At 31.3% G+C, this 24,032-nt stretch carries 24 protein-coding genes, 1 tRNA gene and 1 other annotated feature; of the genes, 24 read left to right on the top strand and 1 reads right to left on the bottom strand.

What is annotated here, in order from left to right; genetic code table 11:
* Window positions 1–108: 108 nt before the first annotated feature.
* The 6 genes from NT01CX_RS01080 (at window position 109) to disA (ending at window position 7,299) form a co-directional block, all read left to right on the top strand.
* Complete coding sequence (locus NT01CX_RS01080) at window positions 109–567, top strand: CtsR family transcriptional regulator (RefSeq protein WP_011721188.1); 459 nt, start codon at window positions 109–111, stop codon at window positions 565–567.
* Window positions 568–634: 67 nt separating this feature from the next.
* Window positions 635–1,159: a UvrB/UvrC motif-containing protein gene (locus NT01CX_RS01085; RefSeq protein WP_011721189.1), complete on the top strand. Its 525-nt coding sequence runs from the start codon at window positions 635–637 to the stop codon at window positions 1,157–1,159.
* Window positions 1,160–1,170: 11 nt separating this feature from the next.
* Window positions 1,171–2,205, top strand: a complete 1,035-nt coding sequence (locus tag NT01CX_RS01090; RefSeq protein WP_011721190.1) for a protein arginine kinase — start codon at window positions 1,171–1,173, stop codon at window positions 2,203–2,205.
* Window positions 2,206–2,233: 28 nt separating this feature from the next.
* Window positions 2,234–4,675, top strand: a complete 2,442-nt coding sequence (locus tag NT01CX_RS01095) for an ATP-dependent Clp protease ATP-binding subunit (protein WP_011721191.1) — start codon at window positions 2,234–2,236, stop codon at window positions 4,673–4,675.
* A gap of 163 nt (window positions 4,676–4,838) precedes the next feature.
* Entirely contained in the window at window positions 4,839–6,200 is a 1,362-nt protein-coding gene (gene radA, locus NT01CX_RS01100; protein WP_011721192.1) for a DNA repair protein RadA, read from the top strand.
* A gap of 31 nt (window positions 6,201–6,231) precedes the next feature.
* Window positions 6,232–7,299, top strand: a complete 1,068-nt coding sequence (disA, locus tag NT01CX_RS01105; RefSeq protein ID WP_011721193.1) for a DNA integrity scanning diadenylate cyclase DisA — start codon at window positions 6,232–6,234, stop codon at window positions 7,297–7,299.
* 36 nt (window positions 7,300–7,335) lie between these two features.
* On the opposite strand, the gene NT01CX_RS01110 is transcribed toward disA, so the two are convergent.
* Window positions 7,336–7,737 carry a hypothetical protein gene (locus NT01CX_RS01110; protein ID WP_011721194.1) on the bottom strand — a complete coding sequence of 134 codons (402 nt, stop codon included), beginning with the start codon at window positions 7,735–7,737 and terminating at the stop codon, window positions 7,336–7,338.
* A gap of 305 nt (window positions 7,738–8,042) precedes the next feature.
* On the opposite strand from NT01CX_RS01110, the gene NT01CX_RS01115 reads away from it, so the two are divergent.
* From NT01CX_RS01115 to rpoB, 18 genes are all read left to right on the top strand, one after another.
* Window positions 8,043–9,122 carry a PIN/TRAM domain-containing protein gene (locus NT01CX_RS01115; RefSeq protein WP_011721195.1) on the top strand — a complete coding sequence of 360 codons (1,080 nt, stop codon included), beginning with the start codon at window positions 8,043–8,045 and terminating at the stop codon, window positions 9,120–9,122.
* Window positions 9,123–9,144: 22 nt separating this feature from the next.
* Window positions 9,145–9,840 (top strand): 2-C-methyl-D-erythritol 4-phosphate cytidylyltransferase, encoded by a 696-nt coding sequence (gene ispD / locus NT01CX_RS01120; protein WP_011721196.1) that lies wholly within the window; start codon window positions 9,145–9,147, stop codon window positions 9,838–9,840.
* Window positions 9,841–10,046: 206 nt separating this feature from the next.
* The gene (cysS, locus tag NT01CX_RS01125) at window positions 10,047–11,447 is read left to right on the top strand and encodes a cysteine--tRNA ligase (RefSeq protein WP_011721197.1); all 1,401 of its coding nucleotides are present in this window, start codon (window positions 10,047–10,049) and stop codon (window positions 11,445–11,447) included.
* 104 nt (window positions 11,448–11,551) lie between these two features.
* Window positions 11,552–11,965 carry a Mini-ribonuclease 3 gene (locus NT01CX_RS01130; RefSeq protein ID WP_011721198.1) on the top strand — a complete coding sequence of 138 codons (414 nt, stop codon included), beginning with the start codon at window positions 11,552–11,554 and terminating at the stop codon, window positions 11,963–11,965.
* 23 nt (window positions 11,966–11,988) lie between these two features.
* Window positions 11,989–12,723, top strand: a complete 735-nt coding sequence (gene thyX / locus NT01CX_RS01135) for an FAD-dependent thymidylate synthase (protein ID WP_011721199.1) — start codon at window positions 11,989–11,991, stop codon at window positions 12,721–12,723.
* Between the two features lie 32 nt (window positions 12,724–12,755).
* Entirely contained in the window at window positions 12,756–13,553 is a 798-nt protein-coding gene (rlmB, locus tag NT01CX_RS01140) for a 23S rRNA (guanosine(2251)-2'-O)-methyltransferase RlmB (protein WP_011721200.1), read from the top strand.
* 9 nt (window positions 13,554–13,562) lie between these two features.
* Window positions 13,563–14,069, top strand: a complete 507-nt coding sequence (locus tag NT01CX_RS01145) for an NYN domain-containing protein (protein WP_011721201.1) — start codon at window positions 13,563–13,565, stop codon at window positions 14,067–14,069.
* Between the two features lie 107 nt (window positions 14,070–14,176).
* A complete protein-coding gene (gene sigH, locus NT01CX_RS01150; protein WP_011721202.1) occupies window positions 14,177–14,836 on the top strand; it encodes an RNA polymerase sporulation sigma factor SigH in 660 nt (219 codons plus the stop codon).
* A 131-nt stretch (window positions 14,837–14,967) separates the two neighbouring features.
* Window positions 14,968–15,043: transfer RNA gene (locus NT01CX_RS01155), tRNA-Thr, on the top strand.
* Between the two features lie 93 nt (window positions 15,044–15,136).
* A complete protein-coding gene (gene tuf / locus NT01CX_RS01160; RefSeq protein ID WP_011721203.1) occupies window positions 15,137–16,318 on the top strand; it encodes an elongation factor Tu in 1,182 nt (393 codons plus the stop codon).
* Window positions 16,319–16,617: 299 nt separating this feature from the next.
* A complete protein-coding gene (gene rpmG / locus NT01CX_RS01165) occupies window positions 16,618–16,767 on the top strand; it encodes a 50S ribosomal protein L33 (protein ID WP_003367776.1) in 150 nt (49 codons plus the stop codon).
* Between the two features lie 38 nt (window positions 16,768–16,805).
* Window positions 16,806–17,027, top strand: coding sequence for a preprotein translocase subunit SecE (gene secE, locus NT01CX_RS01170; protein ID WP_011721204.1), 222 nt, complete (start codon window positions 16,806–16,808; stop codon window positions 17,025–17,027).
* 120 nt (window positions 17,028–17,147) lie between these two features.
* The gene (nusG, locus tag NT01CX_RS01175; protein ID WP_011721205.1) at window positions 17,148–17,669 is read left to right on the top strand and encodes a transcription termination/antitermination protein NusG; all 522 of its coding nucleotides are present in this window, start codon (window positions 17,148–17,150) and stop codon (window positions 17,667–17,669) included.
* Between the two features lie 73 nt (window positions 17,670–17,742).
* Window positions 17,743–18,168 carry a 50S ribosomal protein L11 gene (gene rplK, locus NT01CX_RS01180; RefSeq protein WP_011721206.1) on the top strand — a complete coding sequence of 142 codons (426 nt, stop codon included), beginning with the start codon at window positions 17,743–17,745 and terminating at the stop codon, window positions 18,166–18,168.
* Between the two features lie 62 nt (window positions 18,169–18,230).
* On the top strand, window positions 18,231–18,920 hold the full coding sequence (gene rplA, locus NT01CX_RS01185) for a 50S ribosomal protein L1 (protein WP_039226971.1): 690 nt from the start codon (window positions 18,231–18,233) through the stop codon (window positions 18,918–18,920).
* 47 nt (window positions 18,921–18,967) lie between these two features.
* Window positions 18,968–19,103 (top strand) — a sequence feature (ribosomal protein L10 leader region).
* A gap of 14 nt (window positions 19,104–19,117) precedes the next feature.
* Entirely contained in the window at window positions 19,118–19,621 is a 504-nt protein-coding gene (rplJ, locus tag NT01CX_RS01190; RefSeq protein WP_011721208.1) for a 50S ribosomal protein L10, read from the top strand.
* Window positions 19,622–19,667: 46 nt separating this feature from the next.
* Complete coding sequence (gene rplL / locus NT01CX_RS01195) at window positions 19,668–20,033, top strand: 50S ribosomal protein L7/L12 (protein WP_011721209.1); 366 nt, start codon at window positions 19,668–19,670, stop codon at window positions 20,031–20,033.
* Between the two features lie 268 nt (window positions 20,034–20,301).
* A complete protein-coding gene (rpoB, locus tag NT01CX_RS01200) occupies window positions 20,302–24,027 on the top strand; it encodes a DNA-directed RNA polymerase subunit beta (protein WP_011721210.1) in 3,726 nt (1,241 codons plus the stop codon).
* Window positions 24,028–24,032: the final 5 nt, after the last annotated feature.

Here is a 24,032-nt window from a genome sequence, read left to right on the forward strand (position 1 = left end):
TATAAAAAACGATTAAAACCAATAACATATTAGTAATTGAATTTATTTTACAAAAATAATATAATATAATTAAAGTCAAAGAAAGACAAAGTCAATAGAGGTGATTATATGGCGCGATTATCAGATATAATCGAAGAATTTATAAAAGATATGTTAAATGACAGTGAAAATAGTGAACTTGAAATAGGGAGAAATGATTTAGCAAGTCATTTTAGATGTGCTCCATCTCAAATAAGTTATGTACTAACTACCAGATTTTCAACGGATAATGGATATTATGTTGAAAGTAGAAGGGGGGGTGGAGGCTGTATAAAGATAAGAAAAATAGAGTATGAGAATAATGATTCTTTAAAATATCTATTTGATAAAAAAATAGGAAATAGTATTACCCAAAATACAGCTTATGGCATAATCCAAGGACTTCAAGAGAGAGATTTTATAACAGAAAGAGAAGCTAAACTTATGAAGATATCAGTAAATGATAGAAATTTAGTTATAGCACCAGAAGAAAGAAATATTCTTAGGGCTCAAATATTAAAAGCTATGTTAAATATTATTTTGTTATAAAATTCAAGAAAAGTGGTAAAATATAGAATATGTAAGAGAATTTACAAAAGTTCAGAGGGGTGATATTTTGCTTTGTGAGTTATGCAATAAAAATGAAGCTACAATACACATAACTAAAATAGTGAATGGGGTAAAAAAAGAAGCTAACATATGTTCAGAGTGTGCAGGAAAAAGTGAAGGTTTTAATTTAACTTCTGATATGGATATAATGGCTCCATTTTCTTTTCAAAATATTATAGGTGGCTTAATGGACTATGTAAACAATACTACTAAGAATAATACAGTTGAAGAGATAAAATGCAAAAATTGTGGAGCATCTTATAGAGAGTTTAAAGAAAAGGGATTGCTTGGTTGCAGTGAATGCTATAAGTATTTTAGTCCTGCTATATTATCAGTTGTAAGAGGAGTTCAAGGAAATGTTGAGCATGTTGGAAAAATACCTAAAAAGCTAGGAAAAGACTTAATTCATAGACGAAAAATCCTAAACTTAAAAGAACAATTGCAAAAAGCTATAGCTTTGGAAGAATACGAAAAAGCTGCAGAAATAAGAGATAAAATAAAAGAAATAGAAAAGGAAATTACAGAAAAATAGGGGGTGAGAGTATGGAGAATTGGATAAATGTAAATAATGCAAGTGAAGATATTGTACTTAGTAGTAGGATTAGACTAGCGAGAAATCTAAAGGGAATACCTTTTCCAAATAAATTAACTGTGGATTCTGCAAAAGACGTTGTGGAGAAGGTTGAAAATGCTATTTTTACAATACCTGATTTGAAAGATAATTTAAAAAGTAATCATTTATGGGAAAATGATAATGAAACTAATAAGATGTATCTTGAAAAACATCTTATTAGTAGGGGACTTATAAAACATGCTAAAGGTTCTGCATTTTTAATAGACAATGATGAAACTATTAGCATTATGATAAATGAGGAAGACCATTTAAGATTACAGACAATAACATCAGGCTTAAATTTTAAAGAGGTTTTTAAATCTATAAATGAGCTTGATGATCTACTTGAAGAAAATTTAGAGTATGCTTTTCATGAAAAACTTGGGTATATTACAGCATGTCCAACTAATCTTGGAACAGGGCTTCGTGCATCAGCTATGGTTCATCTTCCTGCTCTTACTGCCAATAAGGATATAGTAAAGATCTTAAATGGAATAACTCAACTTGGTATGACTATAAGAGGGTTATATGGAGAAGGGTCAAAAGCTTATGGTAACTTATATCAAATATCTAATCAAATTACTTTAGGACGTGCGGAAGAACAGATCATTACTAGTTTAGAGGGCATAGTAAAGCAAATTATACAGCAAGAAAGATTAGCAAGAGAAAGAATGAAAACTAAATATAAATATGAGGTTGAAGATAAGATATTTAGATCATTAGGAGTTTTAAAGTCTGCAAGAATATTAACAGCTAGAGAGGTTTTAAACCTACTTTCAAATGTGAGACTTGGAGTTGAAGAAGGAATAATAAGCAATATTGATAAAAGTATATTAAATAATCTTTTAATAAATACTCAATCTGCAAGTATTAAAAAGTCATCACAAAAGAAATTAACTGATATAGAAGAAAAAATTGAAAGAGCAAAAATAGTTAAAGAAGGATTAAAGGGTATAGAACTTTAAAAGTTTTATTAGGAGGTGTATATATTTTATGATATTTGGAAGATTTACAGAAAGAGCGCAGAATATTCTTTACTATGCAAAGCAAGCAGCACAAGAATTTAGGCATGGATATATTGGAACTGAACATATATTGCTTGGACTTTTAAAAGAAGATAAGGGAATGTCCAAAAATCTTTTAAATGATATGAATGTAAATGAAGAAAATGTTAAGAATTTAATTGCCCAATATGAATCTTTTGGAGAATTTGAATTAAATCAAAAAGAGATACCGCTAACTCCAAGAACAAAAAGATTATTGGAGCTTAGTTTACTTGAGGCAAGGGATAAAGGACATAATTATATTACTCCTGAACATATGCTTTTAGCTTTAATAAAAAAGGAAGACGGACTTGCTTATACTATACTAAATGATTTAGGAGTTAACTTTGAAAAACTTGAAGCCCAACTAGAAAATGATCCTAATTTGAAACAAGGAAAACAAGTTTCAGGAGAAAGTAATGAAAGAGTGTCTCATAATACACCTACTTTAGATAAGCATGGTCGTGATTTAACTAAGATGGCTGAGGAAGGAAAACTAGATCCTGTAATAGGTAGAGGTGCTGAAACGGAAAGAGTCCTTGAGATTTTATGTAGAAGAATTAAAAATAATCCTTGCTTAATAGGAGATCCTGGAGTTGGAAAAACTGCTATTGCTGAAGGACTTGCACAAAAGATAGTGCAAGGTAATATACCAGAAATACTCAAAAATAAAAGAGTTATAGCACTAGACATATCATCTATGGTAGCTGGTTCTAAGTATAGAGGTGAATTTGAAGAAAGAGTTAAGAAAATAATGGATGAAATATACAAAGACAAAAATGTAATTTTATTTATTGATGAAATTCACACTATAGTAGGAGCTGGTGGAGCTGAAGGGGCCATTGATGCTTCTAATATATTAAAACCTGCACTTGCAAGAGGTGAAATTCAATGCATAGGAGCTACAACTATAGATGAATATAGAAAATATATAGAAAAGGATTCTGCACTGGAGAGAAGATTTCAACCAGTTAATGTAGGAGAGCCTACAAAGGAAGAATCTATAGAAATATTAAAGGGACTTAGAGATAAGTATGAAGCTCATCATGGAGTTAAAATAACAGATGATGCAATAGTTGCAGCAGTTGAACTTTCAGATAGGTATATAACAGATAGATTTCTACCAGATAAAGCTATAGATTTAATAGATGAAGCTGGTGCGAAGGTTAGAATAAAAAATCTAACAGCCCCACCAAGTTTAAAAGACATGGAAGCAGAACTTGAGAAGGTTGTTAAGGAAAAAGAAGATGCTGTTATAGTTCAAGATTTTGAGAAAGCTGCATCTTTGAGAGATAAGGAGAAAAACTTAAAGCAACAGTTAAAAGATTTTACTGACAACTGGAAAAAACAAAGCCACATGGTAACTGAAATTGTGTCTGAAGATCAAATAGCTGAGGTAGTATCTACTTGGAGCAATGTGCCAGTTGAAAAATTGACAGAAAAAGAAGCAGATAGATTATTAAAATTAGAAGAAACTCTTCACAAAAGGGTAATTGGTCAAAATGAAGCAGTTAAATCCATAGCAAGAGCTGTAAGACGTGCGAGAGTTGGACTTAAAGATTCTAAAAGACCAATAGGTTCATTTATATTTTTAGGACCTACTGGAGTTGGAAAGACAGAGCTATCAAAGGCACTTGCAGAAGCTATGTTTGGTGATGAAAATAATATGATAAGAATTGATATGTCAGAATACATGGAGAAACATGCAGTTTCAAGACTTGTTGGTTCTCCTCCAGGATATGTAGGACATGATGAGGGTGGACAATTAACAGAACAAGTAAGACGTCATCCTTATTCAGTAATTTTATTTGATGAAATTGAAAAAGCTCATCCAGAGGTATTTAACATACTACTTCAAATTTTAGAAGATGGAAGACTTACTGATTCAAAAGGAAAGACTGTTGATTTTAAAAATACAATAATAATATTAACTTCAAATGTAGGTGCTTCAAGAATAAATAAGCAAAATACTTTAGGATTTTCAAGAAGTGAAGATGAAGCGGAAGATGAATATGAAAAGATGAAAGATAATGTAATGGAAGAATTAAAAAATAGTTTTAGACCAGAATTTTTAAATAGAATTGACGATATTATTGTATTCCATTCATTAGATGAAGAAAACTTAAAGGAAATAGTTAAACTTATGCTAGATGAAGTATCAAATAGATTAAAAGATAAAGATATATATATTGATTTTGATGATGAAACAGAAAAGCTTCTAGTTAAAAAAGGTATAGATGTAACTTATGGTGCAAGACCATTAAGAAGAACTATAACAAGAATAATAGAAGATAAATTATCAGAAGAAATATTAAAGGGTGTTATAAAAAAAGGCGATAAAGTATATACTACAGTTGAAAATAATGAGTTAATATTTAAGAAAATCAACTAAATTTTAGAGATAATTAGAACCGATTAGTGTAACCATTGTTATGCTGTCGGTTTTAAAATTATCATAAATTAACTAATTTCTATAAAAATTTTTTATTTCATACAATTTTATACTAAAATAATGTATAATAATATTTTGTATGAATAAATAGGAGTGATGTGATATGGCTAAGAATAAAAGCGTATTTGTATGCCAAGAATGTGGATATGAGGCTCCTAAATGGTTTGGAAAATGTCCTGGTTGTAACACATGGAATAGTATGGTTGAAGAAAAGAAAATGGATACTGTAAAAAGTAAAAGGGTTGGAATAACTCAAAATAACAGTAAGCCAGAGAGTATACTAAACATAAAATCAGGAGAATTTAATAGATATGATACTGGTATTGGAGAACTTAATAGGGTTTTAGGTGGAGGACTTGTTAAGGGTTCTTTAACATTAATATCAGGGGCTCCCGGTATAGGGAAGTCAACAATACTTCTTCAAACAGCAAACAACATTGCTACAAAAATAGGAAAAGTATTATATGTATCAGGAGAAGAGTCCGGTGAACAGATAAAAATAAGAGGTGACAGAATAGGAAATATATCCTCTGAACTTTATATATTATCTGAAACTAATTTAGAAATAATAGAAGAACATATTAATTCAATGAATCCAGTATTTGTTATAATAGATTCTATACAGACATTGTTTAAACCGTCTATTGAGTCAGCACCAGGAAGTGTATCTCAAGTTAGAGAGTGTTCTAATGAACTTATGAGAATAGCAAAAACTAAAAATATACCATTATTTATAGTTGCCCATGTAACAAAGCAGGGAGAACTTGCAGGACCTAGAGTATTAGAGCATATGGTAGATACAGTTTTATCATTTGAAGGTGAAAGAACTCAAGAATTTAGAATATTAAGGACATTAAAAAATAGATTTGGAACTACAAGCGAAATTGGTGTTTTTGAAATGAGAGAAGAAGGGCTTCGAGAAATCTTTAATCCTTCTGAAGTATTTTTAGAAGAAACTAATTTTAATGCAGAAGGTTCAATAGTTATAGGTGTAATGGAAGGAACTAGACCTATATTAGTAGAAATACAAGCATTAGTTACAGAAACTAAGGCAATTATGCCAAGAAGAACAGCAGTGGGTGTTGATAATGCTAGATTAAATCTTATATTAGCTGTTTTAGAGAAAAAGCTAAAAATTCCTTTTTATAATTGTGATGTTTATGTAAATGTAGTTGGAGGAATTGACATAGAGGGTACTTATGGAGATTTAGGACTTGCACTTGCATTAGTTTCAAGTATAAAAAGTAGAGAATTTAAGTTAAATAAGATGATTGTTTTTGGAGAAATTGGGTTAACAGGAGAAGTAAGACCTATTTCATTATGCGATAGACTTGTTAATGAAGGCATAAAAATGGGATTTGAGAATATTGTTATACCAACTAGAAATAAAGATAAAATAACAACAAAAAATAAAAATATAATTGGTGTTTCATCATTAAAAGAGGCTATATCAAAAGTATTTTAATAAAAAAATATAAGGGAAGGAGGGGAAGTATATGAGGCTTGAAAAGGATAAAAAGCTTATTGAAATATTAAAGATAACAGCACCAGGAACTCAACTAAGAGAGGGACTAGATAATATTTTAAGAGCTAAAACTGGGGGACTTATAATACTTGGAGATAGTGAGGAAATATTAGAAATTGTAGATGGTGGATTTAACATAGACTCCGAATACAGTTCTTCATATATATATGAACTTGCCAAAATGGACGGAGCTATAGTTTTAAGTAGCGATTTAAAGAAAATATTATATGCAAATACGCAACTTATACCACAAGCATCTATACCAACATTTGAAACAGGCACTAGACATAGAACAGCTCATAGAGTTACAAAACAGACAGGATGTATTGTAATTGCTATATCTCAAAGAAGAAATATAATAACAGTGTATAAAAATGATATTAAATATGTATTAAGAGATAGTAGTGTAATACTTGCAAGAGCAAATCAGGCACTTCAAACTTTAGAGAAGTATGTTTCTGTTTTAGAAAGAGTAATGAGTAATTTAAACTTATTAGAATTTCAAGATTTAGTTACATTATTTGATGTAATGACAGCCATCCAAAGAACTGAAATGGTAATGAGAATAGTTGATGAAGTTGAAAGATACATAATAGAGCTTGGAAATGAAGGAAGACTTATATCAATGCAACTTAGTGAACTTGTTAAAAGTGTTGAAGAAGACGGTATACTTTTAATAAGAGATTATTGTAAAGATGATATGGACTATAATAAAATATATGAACAAATTCAAAATATGTCTTCAGATGAAATACTAGAACTTGATACAATTTCTAAAGCACTAGGATATGCTTCGGGAGTACCTCTAGTAGACACATTGATTTCACCAAGAGGATACAGAATGCTTAGCAAAATACCTAGAATACCTGTTAATGTTATTGAAAATGTAGTAAATAACTTCAAGGAACTAAAAGAAGTTATGGAGGCATCATATGAAGAACTTGATAATGTAGAAGGTATTGGAGAGGCAAGAGCTAAAGCCATTAAGAATGGACTTAGAAGATTAAGAGAACAATTTATGATAGATAAACAAATATAGCACAAAATAAGATATCTTATTTTGTGCTATATTTGTTTATCTTAAATTATATTTTCCAAGTGTTTTTGTTTTATCATATTCCTTTAAAAGTATATCGTATAGATTTAAATCTAATAAGTTACATAATGATGTTAAGTAGAATAAATTATTTCCTATTTCTCTTTCTATAATTTCTCTACATTTGTCACAAAGTTCTCCGTGTAGATGATTATCAAGATTAAGTTTTAAAGAATCTAGTGACGTATTGTAAGCAGGTGACAAAGATTGTTTTTTGGCATCTATTTCTATACAGCCGCAATTAGTAACAGATTTGGCTATAGCCCGGTTAATTCTACCTTGGGTTTCCTGAAGCTTTGTAATTATATCAAGTAAGCTTCTGTGTCTTAAAAGAGATTCATCTACTGCGTTTTGAAAATCATCAAAAATAACGTCTTTCATAATTTCAACTCCTCGCAATGTTTAACCAATATATTACAAATTAATTATAAAATGTTTCACAACCATTTGTCAATGAATGGTAAATAATTAATTAATACACATATATAATAAAACATTAAAAAATTTATTAATAGGGGGATTAATAAGTTAAATTTTAGTCAAAAATATATATAAAGGAATATGTCCGTGAATAATTTATAAACAAATTTTCCTTTAGTTGCAATAACGTATATAATAATATATATTGTTATTAAAAAAGTTAAACAATGATTTTGGATTTATATTATTTTGAGGAGGTGAAGTCTATGTTTAAAAAAGTACTTAGAGGTCTTTTTACTTTAATGGGAATTGTGCTTGGATTCTTAACTGGTGAGTGGCTTCTTAATCTAAATCAACTAGCATATTTTGCTGGCAATACTATACTTAGAATTGTATTTATTATTTTTTCTTCTTTGATTCTTGGACTTATATTATTTTTAATTTCACCTGTTTTTAGTGCGTTAATAACTAGAGTTATGGAATATCTTGAAGATAGTATACAAAGAACCCCTACAATTGATGTGTTAATAGGGGCTATTGGCGCTATTATAGGATTAATAATTTCTATTCCTGTAGTGAGTTTATTTAATGACACTCTTGTGTTAAAAATAATAGGGATAATTATAGTTCTTATAGTATCATCAGTATCAGCTGATGTATGCGTCAAGAAAAAAGAAGATATAATTGGAGTTATATCTAATTTGAAAAAAACTAATACTACTAAAGAAAAGAAGCTTAAAGCTTCATATAAAGGAACTCCAAAGGTATTAGATACATCTGTAATAATTGATGGAAGAATTCTTGATATATGCAGAACAGGTTTTATAGAGGGGACACTAGTTATACCTAACTTTGTATTAGATGAATTAAGACATATAGCCGATTCTTCTGATAGTTTAAAGAGAAATAGGGGAAGACGTGGTCTTGATATATTAAATAAAATTCAAAAAGAATTAGATTTAGATATTAAGATAACAGATAAAGATTTCCCAGAAATAGAGGAAGTTGATAGTAAGCTATTGAAGATGGCTAAGGTTTTAAAAGGTAAAGTAATAACTAATGACTATAATTTAAATAAAGTAGCAGGAGTTCAAGGAGTACCAGTATTAAATATAAATGAACTTGCAAATGCTGTTAAGTCCGTAGTTCTTCCAGGAGAAGAAATGATACTTCAAATAATTAAAGATGGAAAAGAGCAGGAACAAGGAATTGCTTATTTAGACGATGGTACAATGATAGTTGTAGAAGGTGGAAAAAGACACATTGGTGAAGTGAAAGACGTTATAGTTACATCTGTATTGCAAACTGCTGCTGGTAGAATGATATTTGCAAAAATCAAGAGATAAATACTAAAAGAGGTGTTTTAGTGTGAGCAAGAATTGTGCAATTGTAGTAGCAGCAGGTAAAGGAACTAGAATGAATACTGACATAAACAAGCAGTTTATAAATTTAAAAGGAAATCCAATTTTATATTATACATTGAAGAAGTTTCAAGATAATACATCTATAGATAATATAGTTTTAGTTCTATCAAAAGATGAAATTGGGTATTGCGTGGAAAATGTATTGAAAAAGTACCATTTAGATAAAGTAACTCATATAGTTGAGGGTGGAAAAACAAGACAAGAATCTGTTATAAGTGGATTAAATGCAGTTAAAGATAGTGAAATTGTGTTAATACATGATGGAGCAAGACCATTTATAGAAGATAGAATAATTGAAGATGGAATAAAATATGCTAAATTATACGGAGCTTCTGCCTGTGGTGTAAAAGTTAAAGATACTATAAAAGTTATAGCTGAAGATGGATTTTCCAAAGATACGTTAAAGAGAGAAGAGTTATTTTCAGTTCAAACTCCACAGTGTTTTAAATATGATTTAATATTAAATTGTCACAAAAAAGCTTTAAAAGATAACATTGAAGTTACTGACGATACATCTGTTGTAGAAAGTTATGGCCATAGAGTGTATTTGTATGAGGGAAGTTATAACAATATAAAAATAACAACTCCAGAAGATTTGCCTATGGGAGAGAGTATACTAGAAAATATTAAAACATGTTAAGATACATAAAATAAACTCTTTCTAATATTTTATTAGAAAGAGTTTATTAATTTTTAAAATACTCTAGAAATAAGGTTATTTATTAGTGGAAGAATAAACAATAAATATGTATAATTTATAATAGGGCATTTAGTGCGATAATATCCTTTAAAATTAGGTTATAATAAATAGAATAAGTTGAATGTAACTTGTTGGGAGGCAATAAAATGAAATTATTTAATACAATGACTAGACAAAAGGAAGAGTTTAAACCTATTAAAGACGGAGAGGTTAGCATGTATGTATGTGGACCTACAGTATATAACTATTTTCATATAGGAAACGGAAGAACTTTTTTAGTGTTTGATACTATAAGAAGATACTTTGAATACAGAGGATACAAAGTAAATTTCATTCAAAACTTTACAGATATAGATGATAAAATGATAAAAAAAGCTAATGAAGAAAATATCACTGTAAAAGAATTAGGAGATAGATTCATACACGAATACTATAAAGATGCAGATGGATTAAATATAAAAAGAGCTACTGCTAATCCAAGAGCTACAGAATATATGGATGAAATAATACAGTTTGTTAAGGATTTAATTGATAAAGGATATGCATATGAAGTTAATGGAGATGTATATTTCAGTACAAAACAATTCAAAGAATATGGAAAATTATCAGGACAAAATTTGGATGATCTTCAAGCTGGAGCTAGAATATCAGTAGATGAGAGAAAGAAAGATCCAATGGATTTTGCTATTTGGAAAAGTGAAAAGCCAGGTGAACCTTCTTGGAATTGTCCATGGGGAAAAGGTAGACCAGGTTGGCATATAGAATGTTCTTGTATGGCTCACAAGTTATTAGGAGATACAATAGACATACATGCAGGTGGAGCTGACTTAGTGTTCCCTCATCATGAAAATGAAATAGCACAAAGTGAAGCTAGAAATGGAAAAACTTTTGCGAACTACTGGATGCATTCAGCATACCTAAACATAAATAATAAAAAGATGTCTAAGTCTTTAAATAATTTCTTTACTACAAGAGAAATATTAGAAAAGTATGATGCTGAAGTAATAAGATTATTTATGCTTTCTGCTCATTATAGAACACCACTAAACTTCAGTGACGATTTATTACAAAGTGCTAAGGCTTCTAATGAAAGACTTTATAATGCAATAGGAAACTTAGAAAGACTTTTAGATGAAGTAAAAGTAGATAAAGTTACTGAAAATGAAAAAGAATATGTTAAGAATTTAGAGTCATATAAAGAAAAATATATAGAAAAGATGGATGATGATTTTAACACTGCTGATGCAATATCTGTAATTTTTGACTTAGTAAAAGATATAAATACTAATATAAATACAGAGTCATCAAAAGAACTTGTTGAATATTCATTAGAATTAATAAGAGAACTTGGTAAACCGCTTGGAATACTTCAAAAATCTACAATGTTAGATCTAAATGCAGAAATAGAAAAACTAATAGAACAAAGACAACAAGCAAGAAAAGATAAAGATTGGGCTTTAGCTGATAAGATAAGAGATGACCTTAAAGCTCGTGGTATAGTTCTTGAAGATACTCCACAAGGGGTTAGATGGAAAAGGGAACAATAATTGTTTTTTATAAAGTGTAGTCATATTATTGACTACGCTTTTAAATTTATTAAAATTATAGTATCATTAGAATAATAACTTTAGTAATTAAAGGAGAAATTTTAATGGAGATTGATTTTTTAAGGAATAAGTTTACTATAAATGAAGCTGTTCAGTTAAATCCTTTAGTTTTAGCTTTTGTAGGAGATGCGATTTATGAAGTTTTTGTAAGAAGATACTTAGTTGAACAAAATCAAGATATGTCTGCACATAAACTTCATGTTAAAGCTGTATCTTATGTTAAAGCACATTCTCAAAGTGAGATAATGAAGCAAATAAAAGAATCTTTAACTGAGGAAGAAGAAAGAATTTTTAAAAGAGGAAGAAATGCAAAATCAGGAACAGTTCCTAAAAATGCAGATGTTAGAGAGTATAGAATGGCAACTGGCTTTGAAGCATTAATGGGATTCTTATATTTGACAAATCAGTTAGATAGACTTAATGAACTTATGAATATGAGTATAAAAATACATGGTTAATTAATTTAATAGGGAGTGGGAAAATGGCGTTAAAAGTTAAGTTAATAGAGTATACACCAAATCCAGAAAAGGTTATAGCGTCGGCGGCTAAACTTTGTTATAGTGCATCTTCTATAGATGATATATTAGAAGGATTAGATGAAGGGAATGTAGAGAGTTTCCTACAAAGATTAATGTCTTATGGACATGCTTCTCCAATTGAACATGTTTCCTTTACTTTTGGAGTTGAGGGAGTTTCAAGATCGTTAACACATCAACTTGTGAGACATAGAATAGCATCTTACTCACAGCAAAGTCAAAGATATGTAAAATTAAATCAGTTTGAATACATAGTTCCACCAGAAATAGAGAAAGATGATAATGCTAAGAAAATTTTTGTTGAAGCTATGGAAAATAGCCAAAAAGCTTATGACAAGATCGTTGATATACTAAGAGAAAAGCATATAGAAAGCGGAATGAAAAAACTATCTGCGGAAAAGAAAGCTATAGAAGATGCTAGATATGTTTTCCCAAATGCATGTGAAACAAAAATAGTTCTTACTATGAATGCTAGAAGTTTAATGAATTTCTTTGAGCATAGATGTTGTAATAGAGCTCAATGGGAAATACATGCATTAGCGGATGAAATGTTGAAACAGGTTAGAAAAGTAGCTCCAATATTATTTAAAAAAGCTGGACCTTCATGTGTTAAAGGTAGATGTCCAGAGGGTACTATGACTTGTGGACATATAGAAGAGGTTAGAACAAAGTATTCATAAATCAAAATTTTATAAAACAAGAGAGGTATTTTATGAAAGAATTAAAAAACCGTAATAATAAAAGAAACTTTAATATTAGAGAAGAAAAAGAAGAAAGAGAAGATTTAATAGAAGGAAGAAATGCGGTTATAGAAGCATTAAGAAGTGATAGAACTATAGAATATGTAATGGTTGCTAAAGGAAATGTTAGTGGTTCTATAAACAAGGTTTTAGGAATTGCTAAAGATAAAGGCATAATTATAAAAGAGGTTGATAGAAAAAAACTAGACTCAATGTCTATAACAGGGGCGCATCAAGGTGTTATGGCTATTGTAACTCCATTTAAATATAGTCAAATTGAGGATATTTTTAATTATGCAAAAGAAAAGGGGGAAGAACCTTTTATTTTAGTATTAGATGAAATAGAAGATCCCCATAACTTAGGTTCTATAATGAGAACAGCTGAAATATGTGGAGTACATGGTATTGTAATACCAAAGAGAAGAAATGTAGGTGTTACACCAACTGTATATAAAACATCAGCAGGAGCAGCTGAATATGTTAAAGTAGCAAAAGTTGCAAATATAAATAGAGCCATTGATGAAATTAAAGAAAGAGGAATTTGGGTATATGGAGCAGATATGGACGGAGAAAACTACTGTTTCCAAACAAATTTTAAAGGTGCTGTGGCATTAGTAATAGGTAGTGAGGGAAAAGGAATTTCAAAACTTACTAAACAAAAATGTGATGTTTTAATCAAGATACCAATGGTAGGAAAAATAACATCTTTAAATGCATCTGTAGCGGCCGGTATCATGATGTATGAGGTTTTGAAACAAAATATGGAATAGAGAAAAGCCGTGAGAAATGTATTTGTAGATGGATATAATGTTATTAATAGTTGGCCGGAGCTAAATAGAATTAAAGAATACAGTTTTGAGGCAGCACGAGATAAGCTTATAGAAATTATGCAGAATTATGGAGCTTATAATGGATATAAGATATTTTTAGTTTTTGATGCTCATCTTGTAAAGGGGAGTATTGAGAAAAAAGAAAGAATGAGTAACTTGATGGTGGTTTTTACAAAGGAAGGAGAAACAGCAGACAGTTTTATAGAAAGGTATGTTAACAACATAGGTAGAAAAGTAGAAGTGTGTGTTGTAACTTCTGACTCCTTAGAACAACAAGTTACTTTTCAAAGAGGAGCTACAAGGATGTCCTCCATAGAGTTTTATAATGAAGTTAAAACTACTACCCAAAAAATTACCAATAAGACAAAAAAGAATATCAGCGCTAATAGAACTCTTTTAGAAGACAGAATAGACAAGAAAGTACTAGAAAAATTACAAAAAATTAGAAAAAGTTGATAAAAACATTGAAGGTAATTTCCTTTTAATGTATAATTACATATATAATGTATATTAAGGTGTGTTTTATTAGTTAATTTTGACATGCATGGGGTGGAGGGGTTGTTTTGTTAAGTAAAGTACAAGAAACCGATAAAAAAAGAGAAGATCAAATTGAAAAAAGGTTAGATGAAGATATAGCATTAGATGCAAAAAATGGCGATATAAAAGCTCAAGAATACTTAATAAATAAGTATAAAAATTTTGTTAAGGCAAAAGCAAAATCTTATTTTTTGGTAGGTGCGGATAAAGAAGATATATATCAGGAAGGTATGATTGGGCTTTATAAAGCTATAAGAGATTTTAAACCAGACAAATTATCTTCTTTTAAGGCTTTTGCGGAATTATGTGTTACAAGACAAATAATAACAGCTATAAAAACAGCAACACGACAAAAGCATATACCTCTTAATACATATATTTCTTTAAATAAGCCGATTTATGATGAAGAATCTGACAGAACGCTTTTGGATATATTATCTACAGTAAAAGTGTGTGATCCAGAAGAACTTGTTATAAGTAAAGAAGAAGTTATTAAAATAGAAAAAGAAATAGAACAAGTGCTTTCAGAACTTGAATTAGAAGTGTTGAATTCTTATCTTCAAGGGAAATCATATCAAGAGATTGCATGTGATTTGGATAGACATTCTAAATCCATTGATAATGCATTACAAAGAGTAAAGAGAAAGCTTGAAAAATGCTTGAATAAAAAGGTGAAAAATTGTTGACAAAAAAAAGTGTAAATAGTAAAATAAATAATTGGTATAGGGCTTTTGAAAAACAACATATGGGGAGATGATTAATCTCCTAAATTGGGTGTCGTGGGCTCGATACCTGTAATATCGAAAAAAGGAAAGATGCCCATGTAGCTCAGCTGGCAGAGCGTCACCTTGGTAAGGTGGAGGTCGCCGGTTCAAGCCCGGTCGTGGGCTCCATGAATTAAAACAGCTGACAACACACCAGGACAGGTTTACGAAAAGGTTAAAAATATTAATTAAGAATTTAAAGGTGAACAGGAGGAATAAAAAATGGCAAGACAAAAGTTTGAAAGAAATAAGCCACACGTAAATATAGGAACAATAGGTCACGTAGACCACGGTAAAACAACAACAACAGCAGCAATCACAATGACACTTGCAAAAGCAGGTGGAGCAGAAGTACAAAACTACGAAGATATTGATAAAGCACCAGAAGAAAAAGAAAGAGGAATCACAATCAATACATCACACGTAGAATATGAAACAGAAAACAGACACTATGCACACGTTGACTGCCCAGGACACGCAGACTATGTAAAGAACATGATCACAGGAGCAGCACAAATGGACGGAGCTATCTTAGTTGTATCAGCAGCAGATGGTCCAATGCCACAAACAAGAGAACACATCCTATTAGCATCAAGAGTAGGAGTTAACCACATAGTAGTATTCTTAAACAAAGCAGACCAAGTAGATGATCCAGAATTACTAGAATTAGTAGAAATGGAAGTAAGAGAATTATTAAGCGAATACGGATTTGACGGAGACGAATGTCCAGTAGTAGTAGGATCAGCATTAAAAGCAATCGAAGAAGGGGATGACCAATGCATCCTAGACTTAATGAAAGCTGTAGATGAATATATCCCAACTCCAGAAAGAGCAACAGATCAACCATTCTTAATGCCTGTAGAAGATGTATTTACAATTACAGGAAGAGGAACAGTTGCAACAGGAAGAGTTGAAAGAGGAGTACTACACGTAGGAGATGAAGTACAAATCGTAGGAATGAAAGAAGAAATCGGAAAGACAACAATCACAGGAGTAGAAATGTTCAGAAAGATGTTAGATGAAGCAATGGCTGGAGATAACATCGGAGCATTATTAAGAGGAGTACAAAGAGACGAAATCGAAAGAGGTCAAGTACTAGCAAAACCAGGTTCAGTAACACCTCACAAAAAATTCGTAGGTCAAGTTTACGTATTAAAGAAAGAAGAAGGTGGAAGACACACTCCATTCTTTAACGGATACAGACCACAATTCTACTTCAGAACAACAGACGTAACAGGATCAATCGCTTTACCAGAAGGAGTAGAAATGGTAATGCCAGGAGACCATATAGACATGAACGTAGAATTAATCACACCAGTAGCAATGGAAAACAACCTAAGATTCGCTATCAGAGAAGGTGGAAGAACAGTAGGTTCAGGAGTTGTTACTAGCATAGTTGAATAATTTATAATTATTTAAACTTAAAATAGATTAAATATAATAGGACTAGGTTTTAAACTTAGTCCTTTTGAAAGAAAAAACATTTTAAATGCATTTAAAATGAATTAATTGTAAAAAGTGGTATATAATTTAAGATAAAGTGATTATATACAAAAAAAAGTTGACATATACAGTAACTTGTGATAAGTTTGTAAGGTAACGCACAAACTTAGCGTAGTATTTATATAAAGTAATAAACATTTATATACTACACATGGAAGTAAGACCTGTGTGTGTATACGCAGAATATGGAGGTGTAGGTTGTGAGAGTAAAAGTAACTTTAGCATGTACAGAATGTAAACAAAGAAATTACAATACAATGAAGAATAAAAAGAACAATTCTGAAAGAATTGAAATGAGAAAGTATTGCAAATTCTGCCGCACGCACACACTTCACAAAGAAACAAAATAGTTACTTGTATTCACTAAAAATATAAGGATGTGAATATAATGGCTTTAAATGAAAGCAAGAAGCTTGAAAAGCAGTCATCTGTGGGTATAGGCAAGTTCTTAAAAGAATTAAAGGCAGAGACAAAAAGAATAACTTGGCCACCTAAAGAAGAAGTAAAGAAGTCTACTATTATAGTATTGTTTTTTTGTGCAGTTAGTGCTTTTATAATAGGACTTATGGATTCTGGGTTTAATGGCCTTTACAAAATTATTTTCAAATAAGAGATAATTTTAGATTTATAAATAAGATAATATTAAATTTATATATTATTTAAGATAAATAAATTTATAATATTAAAATAAAAGGGAGGTAGGAATGAGATTTATCTCATTTCCTGAAATATGGCAGAAAAAGTTCGTTGGTATGTTGTTCATACTTACTCTGGTTACGAAAACAAAGTAAAAGTAAATCTTGAAAAAACAATAGAAAACAGAGGATTACACGATCTAATTCACGACATACAAGTCCCTATGGAAGAAGTAGTAGAAGTAAAGGATGGAAAGAAGAAGGTAACTCAAAAGAAGGTCTTTCCAGGATATGTCCTTGTAAAAATGATCATGTCAGATGAATCTTGGTACATAGTTAGAAATACAAGGGGAGTTACGGGATTTGTAGGCCCTGGGTCAAAACCAGTACCTCTTACTGAAGAAGAAGTGTTAGCTATGGGTATAAGTGAAAAGAACGTGGACATTGATATTTCCGTAGGAGAAAGTGTAAAGGTAATTTCAGGACCTCTGAATAGTTTTGTTGCAGTAATACAAGAAATCAATGTTGAAAAACAAAAGATTAAAGCGTTAGTTAATATGTTTGGTAGGGAAACGCCTACTGAGCTTAATTTTAATCAAATAGAAAAACTAGATTAATCTGCTATAAGACAAAGTCTTACAGTGGGAGAGCTTAAAAGCTCGCATTACCACATATGAGGAGGTGTAAACTATGGCAAAAAAAGTAGTAGGAATGATTAAACTTCAACTTCCAGCAGGAAAGGCAACTCCAGCACCACCAGTTGGACCAGCATTAGGACAACACGGTGTAAATATTATGGCTTTCTGTAAGGAATACAATGCTAAAACAGCAAATCAAGCAGGAATGACTATTCCAGTTATAATTTCTGTATATCAAGATAGATCTTTCAGCTTCATTCTTAAGACTCCTCCAGCAGCAGTTTTAATTAAAAAAGCAGCTGGATTAGACAGTGGTTCAGGTGAACCAAACAAGACTAAAGTAGGAAAGATTACTAAAGCTCAATTAAAAGAAATTGCTGAAACTAAGATGCCAGACTTAAACGCTGGATCAGTTGAAAGCGCTATGAGCATGATAGCAGGAACTGCTAGAAGTATGGGTATTACAGTAGAAGAATAATACATTTAATTAGTGGGAGGTAAATACCGCTAATACCACAAGGAGGAAAGAATATGGCAAAAATGGGTAAGAAATATTCAGAGAGCATCAAGCTAATTGATAAAAACTCTTTATATACACCTTCTGAAGCTATAGATCTTACTTTAAAAACAGCAAAAGCTAAATTCGATGAAACTATCGAACTTTCTATAAGACTTGGTGTTGATCCAAGACATGCAGATCAACAAGTTAGAGGAGCAGTAGTACTTCCTCATGGAACAGGTAAGAAAGTTAGAGTTTTAGTATTTGCTAAGGGAGATAAGGCTAAAGAAGCAGAAGCTGCAGGAGCAGATTATGTAGGAGCAGAAGAATACTTAGACAAAATTCAAAAAGAAAACTGGTTTGATTTCGACGTAGTTGTTGCAACTCCAGATATGATGGGAGTAGTAGGTAGATTAGGTAGAGTATTAGGACCTAAGGGATTAATGCCTAACCCAAAATCAGGAACAGTTACATTTGATGTAGCAAAAGCAATAGCTGACATCAAAGCTGGTAAAGTTGAATATAGATTAGATAAAACAGCTATCATTCACGTTCCAATAGGAAAGAAATCTTTTGGAGAAGAAAAATTAGCTGAAAACTACAATGTTTTAATGGAAGCTATAGTTAAAGCTAAACCAGCTGCAGCTAAAGGACAATACATTAAATCATTAAGCATATCAAGCACAATGGGACCAGGAGTAAAAATCAATCCAGCAAAAGTTTTAGCTTAGTGTTGACAACTTAGGTTGAAATTGATATAATACTTAACGTTCTATAAATTAAATAAGATAATACTCCGCAGACAGTAGGTGCGAAAGCATAACGGGGAACCAACCTACCGAGGATTTAGATATTCGGTATTTTGGATATATTAAGCCTCTTCGTGTCTGGGAAGAGGCTTTTAGTTTTTGTTAAGGAGGTGGCTACGGTGGCAAGTAAAAATAGACAATTAAAAGAAGCTAAAGTACAAGAAATCAGAGAAAAATTAGAAAAAGCTCAATCAGTTGTATTAGCTAGCTATCAAGGACTTAATGTTGAAGAAGATACAGAACTTAGAAAACAATTAAGAGAAGCTGGAGTAGAATACAAAGTTTACAAAAATACATTAGTAACTTTAGCTGCTAAAGAATTAGGTATGGATGGTATAGTTGAATACTTAGAAGGACCAGTATCTTTAGCTATAGGTTACGAAGATGCAACAGCACCAGCAAGAATACTTAATGATTTTGCAAAAGATCACAAGAAATTAGAATTAAAAGCTGGAGTAGTTGAAGGAAAGGTATTTGATCAAGCGGAAATCAAAGAGCTTGCAACAATACCACCAAAAGAAGTTCTTATTGCAAAATTACTTGGCAGCCTAAAAGCTCCAATGTCAAATTTTGTTTACTTATTAAATGCCATAGCAGAAAAAAATGGCTCTGCTGAAGAATAAGAAAAATAACGTATAACGTTGAAAATATTATGGAGGTGCGATTATAATGACAAGAGAAGAAATGATTCAAGCTATAAAAGAAATGTCAGTTTTAGAATTAAACGAACTAGTAAAAGCATGTGAAGAAGAATTTGGAGTAAGTGCTGCTGCACCAGTTGCAGTTGCAGGAGTTGCAGGAGCTGTAGGAGCTGCTGAAGAAAAATCAGAATTTGATGTAGTATTAGCTAACGCAGGATCTCAAAAGATCAAAGTTATCAAAGCTGTTAGAGAATTAACTGGATTAGGATTAAAAGAAGCTAAAGAAATAGTTGACGGAGCTCCTAAAACACTTAAAGAAGGCGTAGCTAAAGAAGCTGCTGAAGAAATGAAAGCTAAACTTGAAGAAGTTGGTGCTACTATAGAATTAAAATAAGACTTTTATATAATAAAAAGGCACTTTTATATAAGTGCCTTTTTTAAATGCAACAAACTGTTATAAAATGTTGACACTTAAAACTTATTGTGATATTATAATTTAATGCATGAAAGTATAAACAAATGGTATAATTAATAATTAACAATTATTGAATGAATATAGCTTTTTTGGTTATACTAACAGGATGAGCGTGTGTATTCTAGGAAATATCAGTTCCTAGAGTGTTACATTTTTTGTTATTCTTATGCGAGGGGTGAAAATTTTAATGGTACATCCTATTCAAATTGGTAAAAGAACGAGAATGAGCTTTTCAAAAGTAAAAGAGATGTGTCCAATGCCAAATCTTATAGAAGTACAATTAAATTCTTATGATTGGTTTTGGAAAGAAGGACTAAATGAGGTATTTGATGATGTTAATCCAATACAAGATTACACAGGAAACCTTATTTTGGAATTTATTGATTACAACTTAGACAAAGATGCTATTAAGTATTCGGTAGAAGAGTGTAAAGAAAGAGATGCGACATATGCTGCACCTCTAAAAGTTAAGGTAAGATTACTTAACAAAGAAACTGGTGAAGTTAAAGAACAAGAAGTGTTTATGGGCGATTTCCCATTAATGACACAACAGGGTACGTTTGTTATCAATGGAGCTGAAAGAGTTATAGTAAGTCAGCTTGTTAGATCACCAGGTGCCTACTATGGATATGATGTGGATAAAACAGGAAAAAAACTATTTTCATCTACAGTAATACCTAATAGGGGAGCATGGTTAGAATACGAAACAGATTCTAACGACATTATATATGTAAGAATAGATAAAACAAGAAAACTTCCTATAAGTATCTTAATAAGAGCATTAGGATTAGGAAGCGACGCCGAAATCGTTGATTGGTTTGGCGAAGAAGAAAGATTAAAAGCGACAATAGAAAAAGATAATACTAAGACTAGAGAAGAAGCATTACTTGAAATATATAAAAGATTAAGACCGGGTGAACCACCTACAGTAGATAGTGCGCTTTCATTAATAAACTCTTTATTCTTTGATGCTAAAAGATATGACCTATCTAGAGTTGGAAGATATAAGTTTAATAAGAAGCTAGCTATATATATAAGACTACTTAACCAAGTAGCAGCAGAGGATGTTGTTAACCCATTTACAGGGGAAATTATAGTACAAAAAGGTGAAACTATTGATAGAGAAAAAGCATTAGAAATACAAAATTGTGCTATAAATGCTGTAAACATTCAAGTTGAAGATAAAGTTATAAAAGTCATAGGAAATAATTTTGTAGACATACATAAATTTATAGATTTTGACATTTCAGATTTGAAAATAAAAGAGCATGTACATTATCCTACATTAAAAAATATTCTTGATAATTATACAGATGAAAAAAGCATAAAAGAAGAAATTAAGAAAAACATACATGAGTTAATTCCAAAACACATTGTTGTAGACGATATTTATGCTACTATCAGTTATGAATTAGGATTACCATATGAAATTGGTACAATAGATGATATAGATCACTTAGGAAATAGAAGATTAAGATCTGTTGGTGAATTATTACAAAATCAATTTAGAATTGGATTATCAAGAATGGAAAGAGTAGTCAAAGAAAGAATGACTATTCAAGATCAAGAAGTTATAACACCTCAAGCATTAATAAATATAAGACCAGTAGCAGCTGCAATTAAGGAATTTTTTGGAAGTTCACAGCTTTCACAATTTATGGATCAAACAAATCCTTTATCAGAGCTTACTCATAAGAGAAGATTATCAGCATTAGGACCAGGAGGACTTTCAAGAGAAAGAGCTGGATTCGAAGTTAGAGACGTTCACCACTCTCACTATGGTAGAATGTGTCCAATAGAAACTCCAGAAGGACCTAACATAGGACTTATAAACTCACTTGCGTGCTATGCTAAAGTTAATGAATATGGATTTATAGAAACTCCATATAGATTAGTTGATAAAAAGGAAGCTAGAGTAACAGATGAAATAGTATATCTAACAGCAGATGAAGAAGACCATTATTTAGTTGCACAAGCTAAAGAACCGTTAGACGAAAATGGTTGCTTTATAGATGAAAAGATAACAGTCAGAGACTTGGAAGATGTTATAGTTGTGTCTAAAGATCAAGTTGATCTAATGGACGTTTCACCAAGTCAAATAGTATCTGTTGCAACAGCTATGATACCATTCCTTGAAAATGATGACGCCAGCCGTGCGCTTATGGGATCTAACATGCAACGTCAGGCAGTACCACTATTAAAACCAGCAGCTCCAATTGTAGGAACAGGAATAGAATACAAAGCGGCTGTAGATTCAGGGGTATTACCTAAGGCTGAACATGATGGTGTTATTGAATATGTAAGTTCAACAGAAGTTAGGATCAGAAGAGATTCAGATGGTGGACTTGATAAACATAAACTTCTTAAATACAAGAGATCTAACCAAGGTACTTGTATAAATCAAAGACCTATTGTAAGCAAAGGCGAAAAAGTAAAAGCTGGAGATGTTTTAGCAGATGGACCATCTACAGACTTTGGAGAAATTGCTTTAGGTCAAAATATCCGTATGGGATTCATAACTTGGGAAGGTTATAACTACGAAGATGCTATGTTAGTTTCAGAACAATTAGTTCGTGATGATATATTCACATCTATTCATATAGAAGAATATGAATCTGAAGCTAGAGATACTAAGTTAGGACCAGAGGAAATAACAAGAGATATACCAAATGTAGGGGAAGATGCTCTTAAAAACATAGATGAAAGAGGAATAGTAAGAATAGGTGCTGAAGTAAGATCAGGCGATATATTAGTAGGTAAAGTTACTCCAAAGGGAGAAACTGAACTTACAGCTGAAGAAAGACTTCTAAGAGCTATTTTCGGAGAAAAAGCAAGAGAAGTTAGAGATACTTCCTTAAGAGTTCCTCATGGAGAAGCTGGAATAATCGTTGATGTAAAAGTATTTACAAGAGAAAACGGTGATGAGTTACCTCCAGGAGTAAATGAACTAGTAAGATGTTATATAGCACAAAAAAGAAAGATATCAGTTGGAGATAAGATGGCAGGAAGACACGGTAATAAGGGTGTTATCTCTAGAATATTACCAGAAGAAGATATGCCATTCTTACCAGACGGAAGACCACTTCAAATATGCTTAAACCCTCTAGGTGTACCTTCTCGTATGAATATCGGTCAGGTACTTGAAGTTCATTTAGGATGGGCTGCAGGAGAAATGGGATGGCATATAGCAACACCAGTATTTAATGGTGCATTTGAAGATGAAATTGTAGAATTATTACAAGAAGCTGGATACAGTGAAGATGGTAAAACTGTTTTATATGATGGTAGAACAGGAGAACCGTTTGACAATAGAGTTACTGTAGGATACATGTATATCTTAAAACTTCACCATTTAGTTGATGATAAGATACACGCAAGATCTACAGGACCATACTCATTGGTTACTCAACAACCACTAGGAGGTAAAGCTCAATTTGGTGGTCAAAGATTTGGAGAAATGGAAGTTTGGGCACTTGAAGCATATGGTGCAGCTCATACACTTCAAGAGGTTTTAACAGTTAAATCAGATGACGTTGTCGGAAGAGTTAAGACTTATGAAGCTATTGTTAAGGGTGAAAACATTCCAGAACCAGGAGTACCAGAATCATTTAAAGTACTTATAAAAGAACTTCAAGCATTATGCTTAGATGTAAAAGTACTAAGTGATACTAACGAAGAAATCAAAATAAAGGAATCTTCTGAAGAAGACATGGAAGATTTAGGAGTTAATATAGAAGGAACTGAAGACGAAATTGTTCCAACGGCAGAAAAAAGATCATCGAACCAAGATGAAGAAGCATTAGAATTAGTTGATAACGAAGAGTTTGAAGATATAAAGTTAGAGTATGATGATTTACAACTAGATGAACTAGAAAATGGGCTTGAGTTAGAAGATTTTAATGATGAACATTAATGTGG

This window comes from Clostridium novyi NT (genome assembly GCF_000014125.1).
GTDB classification, from domain to species: Bacteria; Bacillota; Clostridia; order Clostridiales; family Clostridiaceae; genus Clostridium_H; species Clostridium_H novyi.

Bases quoted from the DNA above. Each gene is read 5' to 3' on its own strand.
- NT01CX_RS01080 (WP_011721188.1), top strand. From the start codon at position 109: ATGGCGCGATTATCAGATATAATCGAAGAATTTATAAAAGATATGTTA.
- NT01CX_RS01090 (WP_011721190.1), top strand. From the start codon at position 1,171: ATGGAGAATTGGATAAATGTAAATAATGCAAGTGAAGATATTGTACTT.
- NT01CX_RS01095 (WP_011721191.1), top strand. From the start codon at position 2,234: ATGATATTTGGAAGATTTACAGAAAGAGCGCAGAATATTCTTTACTAT.
- radA (WP_011721192.1), top strand. From the start codon at position 4,839: ATGGCTAAGAATAAAAGCGTATTTGTATGCCAAGAATGTGGATATGAG.
- disA (WP_011721193.1), top strand. From the start codon at position 6,232: ATGAGGCTTGAAAAGGATAAAAAGCTTATTGAAATATTAAAGATAACA.
- NT01CX_RS01110 (WP_011721194.1), bottom strand. From the start codon at position 7,737: ATGAAAGACGTTATTTTTGATGATTTTCAAAACGCAGTAGATGAATCT.
- NT01CX_RS01115 (WP_011721195.1), top strand. From the start codon at position 8,043: ATGTTTAAAAAAGTACTTAGAGGTCTTTTTACTTTAATGGGAATTGTG.
- cysS (WP_011721197.1), top strand. From the start codon at position 10,047: ATGAAATTATTTAATACAATGACTAGACAAAAGGAAGAGTTTAAACCT.
- NT01CX_RS01130 (WP_011721198.1), top strand. From the start codon at position 11,552: ATGGAGATTGATTTTTTAAGGAATAAGTTTACTATAAATGAAGCTGTT.
- thyX (WP_011721199.1), top strand. From the start codon at position 11,989: ATGGCGTTAAAAGTTAAGTTAATAGAGTATACACCAAATCCAGAAAAG.
- rlmB (WP_011721200.1), top strand. From the start codon at position 12,756: ATGAAAGAATTAAAAAACCGTAATAATAAAAGAAACTTTAATATTAGA.
- tuf (WP_011721203.1), top strand. From the start codon at position 15,137: ATGGCAAGACAAAAGTTTGAAAGAAATAAGCCACACGTAAATATAGGA.
- secE (WP_011721204.1), top strand. From the start codon at position 16,806: ATGGCTTTAAATGAAAGCAAGAAGCTTGAAAAGCAGTCATCTGTGGGT.
- nusG (WP_011721205.1), top strand. From the start codon at position 17,148: ATGGCAGAAAAAGTTCGTTGGTATGTTGTTCATACTTACTCTGGTTAC.
- rplK (WP_011721206.1), top strand. From the start codon at position 17,743: ATGGCAAAAAAAGTAGTAGGAATGATTAAACTTCAACTTCCAGCAGGA.
- rplA (WP_039226971.1), top strand. From the start codon at position 18,231: ATGGGTAAGAAATATTCAGAGAGCATCAAGCTAATTGATAAAAACTCT.
- rplL (WP_011721209.1), top strand. From the start codon at position 19,668: ATGACAAGAGAAGAAATGATTCAAGCTATAAAAGAAATGTCAGTTTTA.
- rpoB (WP_011721210.1), top strand. From the start codon at position 20,302: ATGGTACATCCTATTCAAATTGGTAAAAGAACGAGAATGAGCTTTTCA.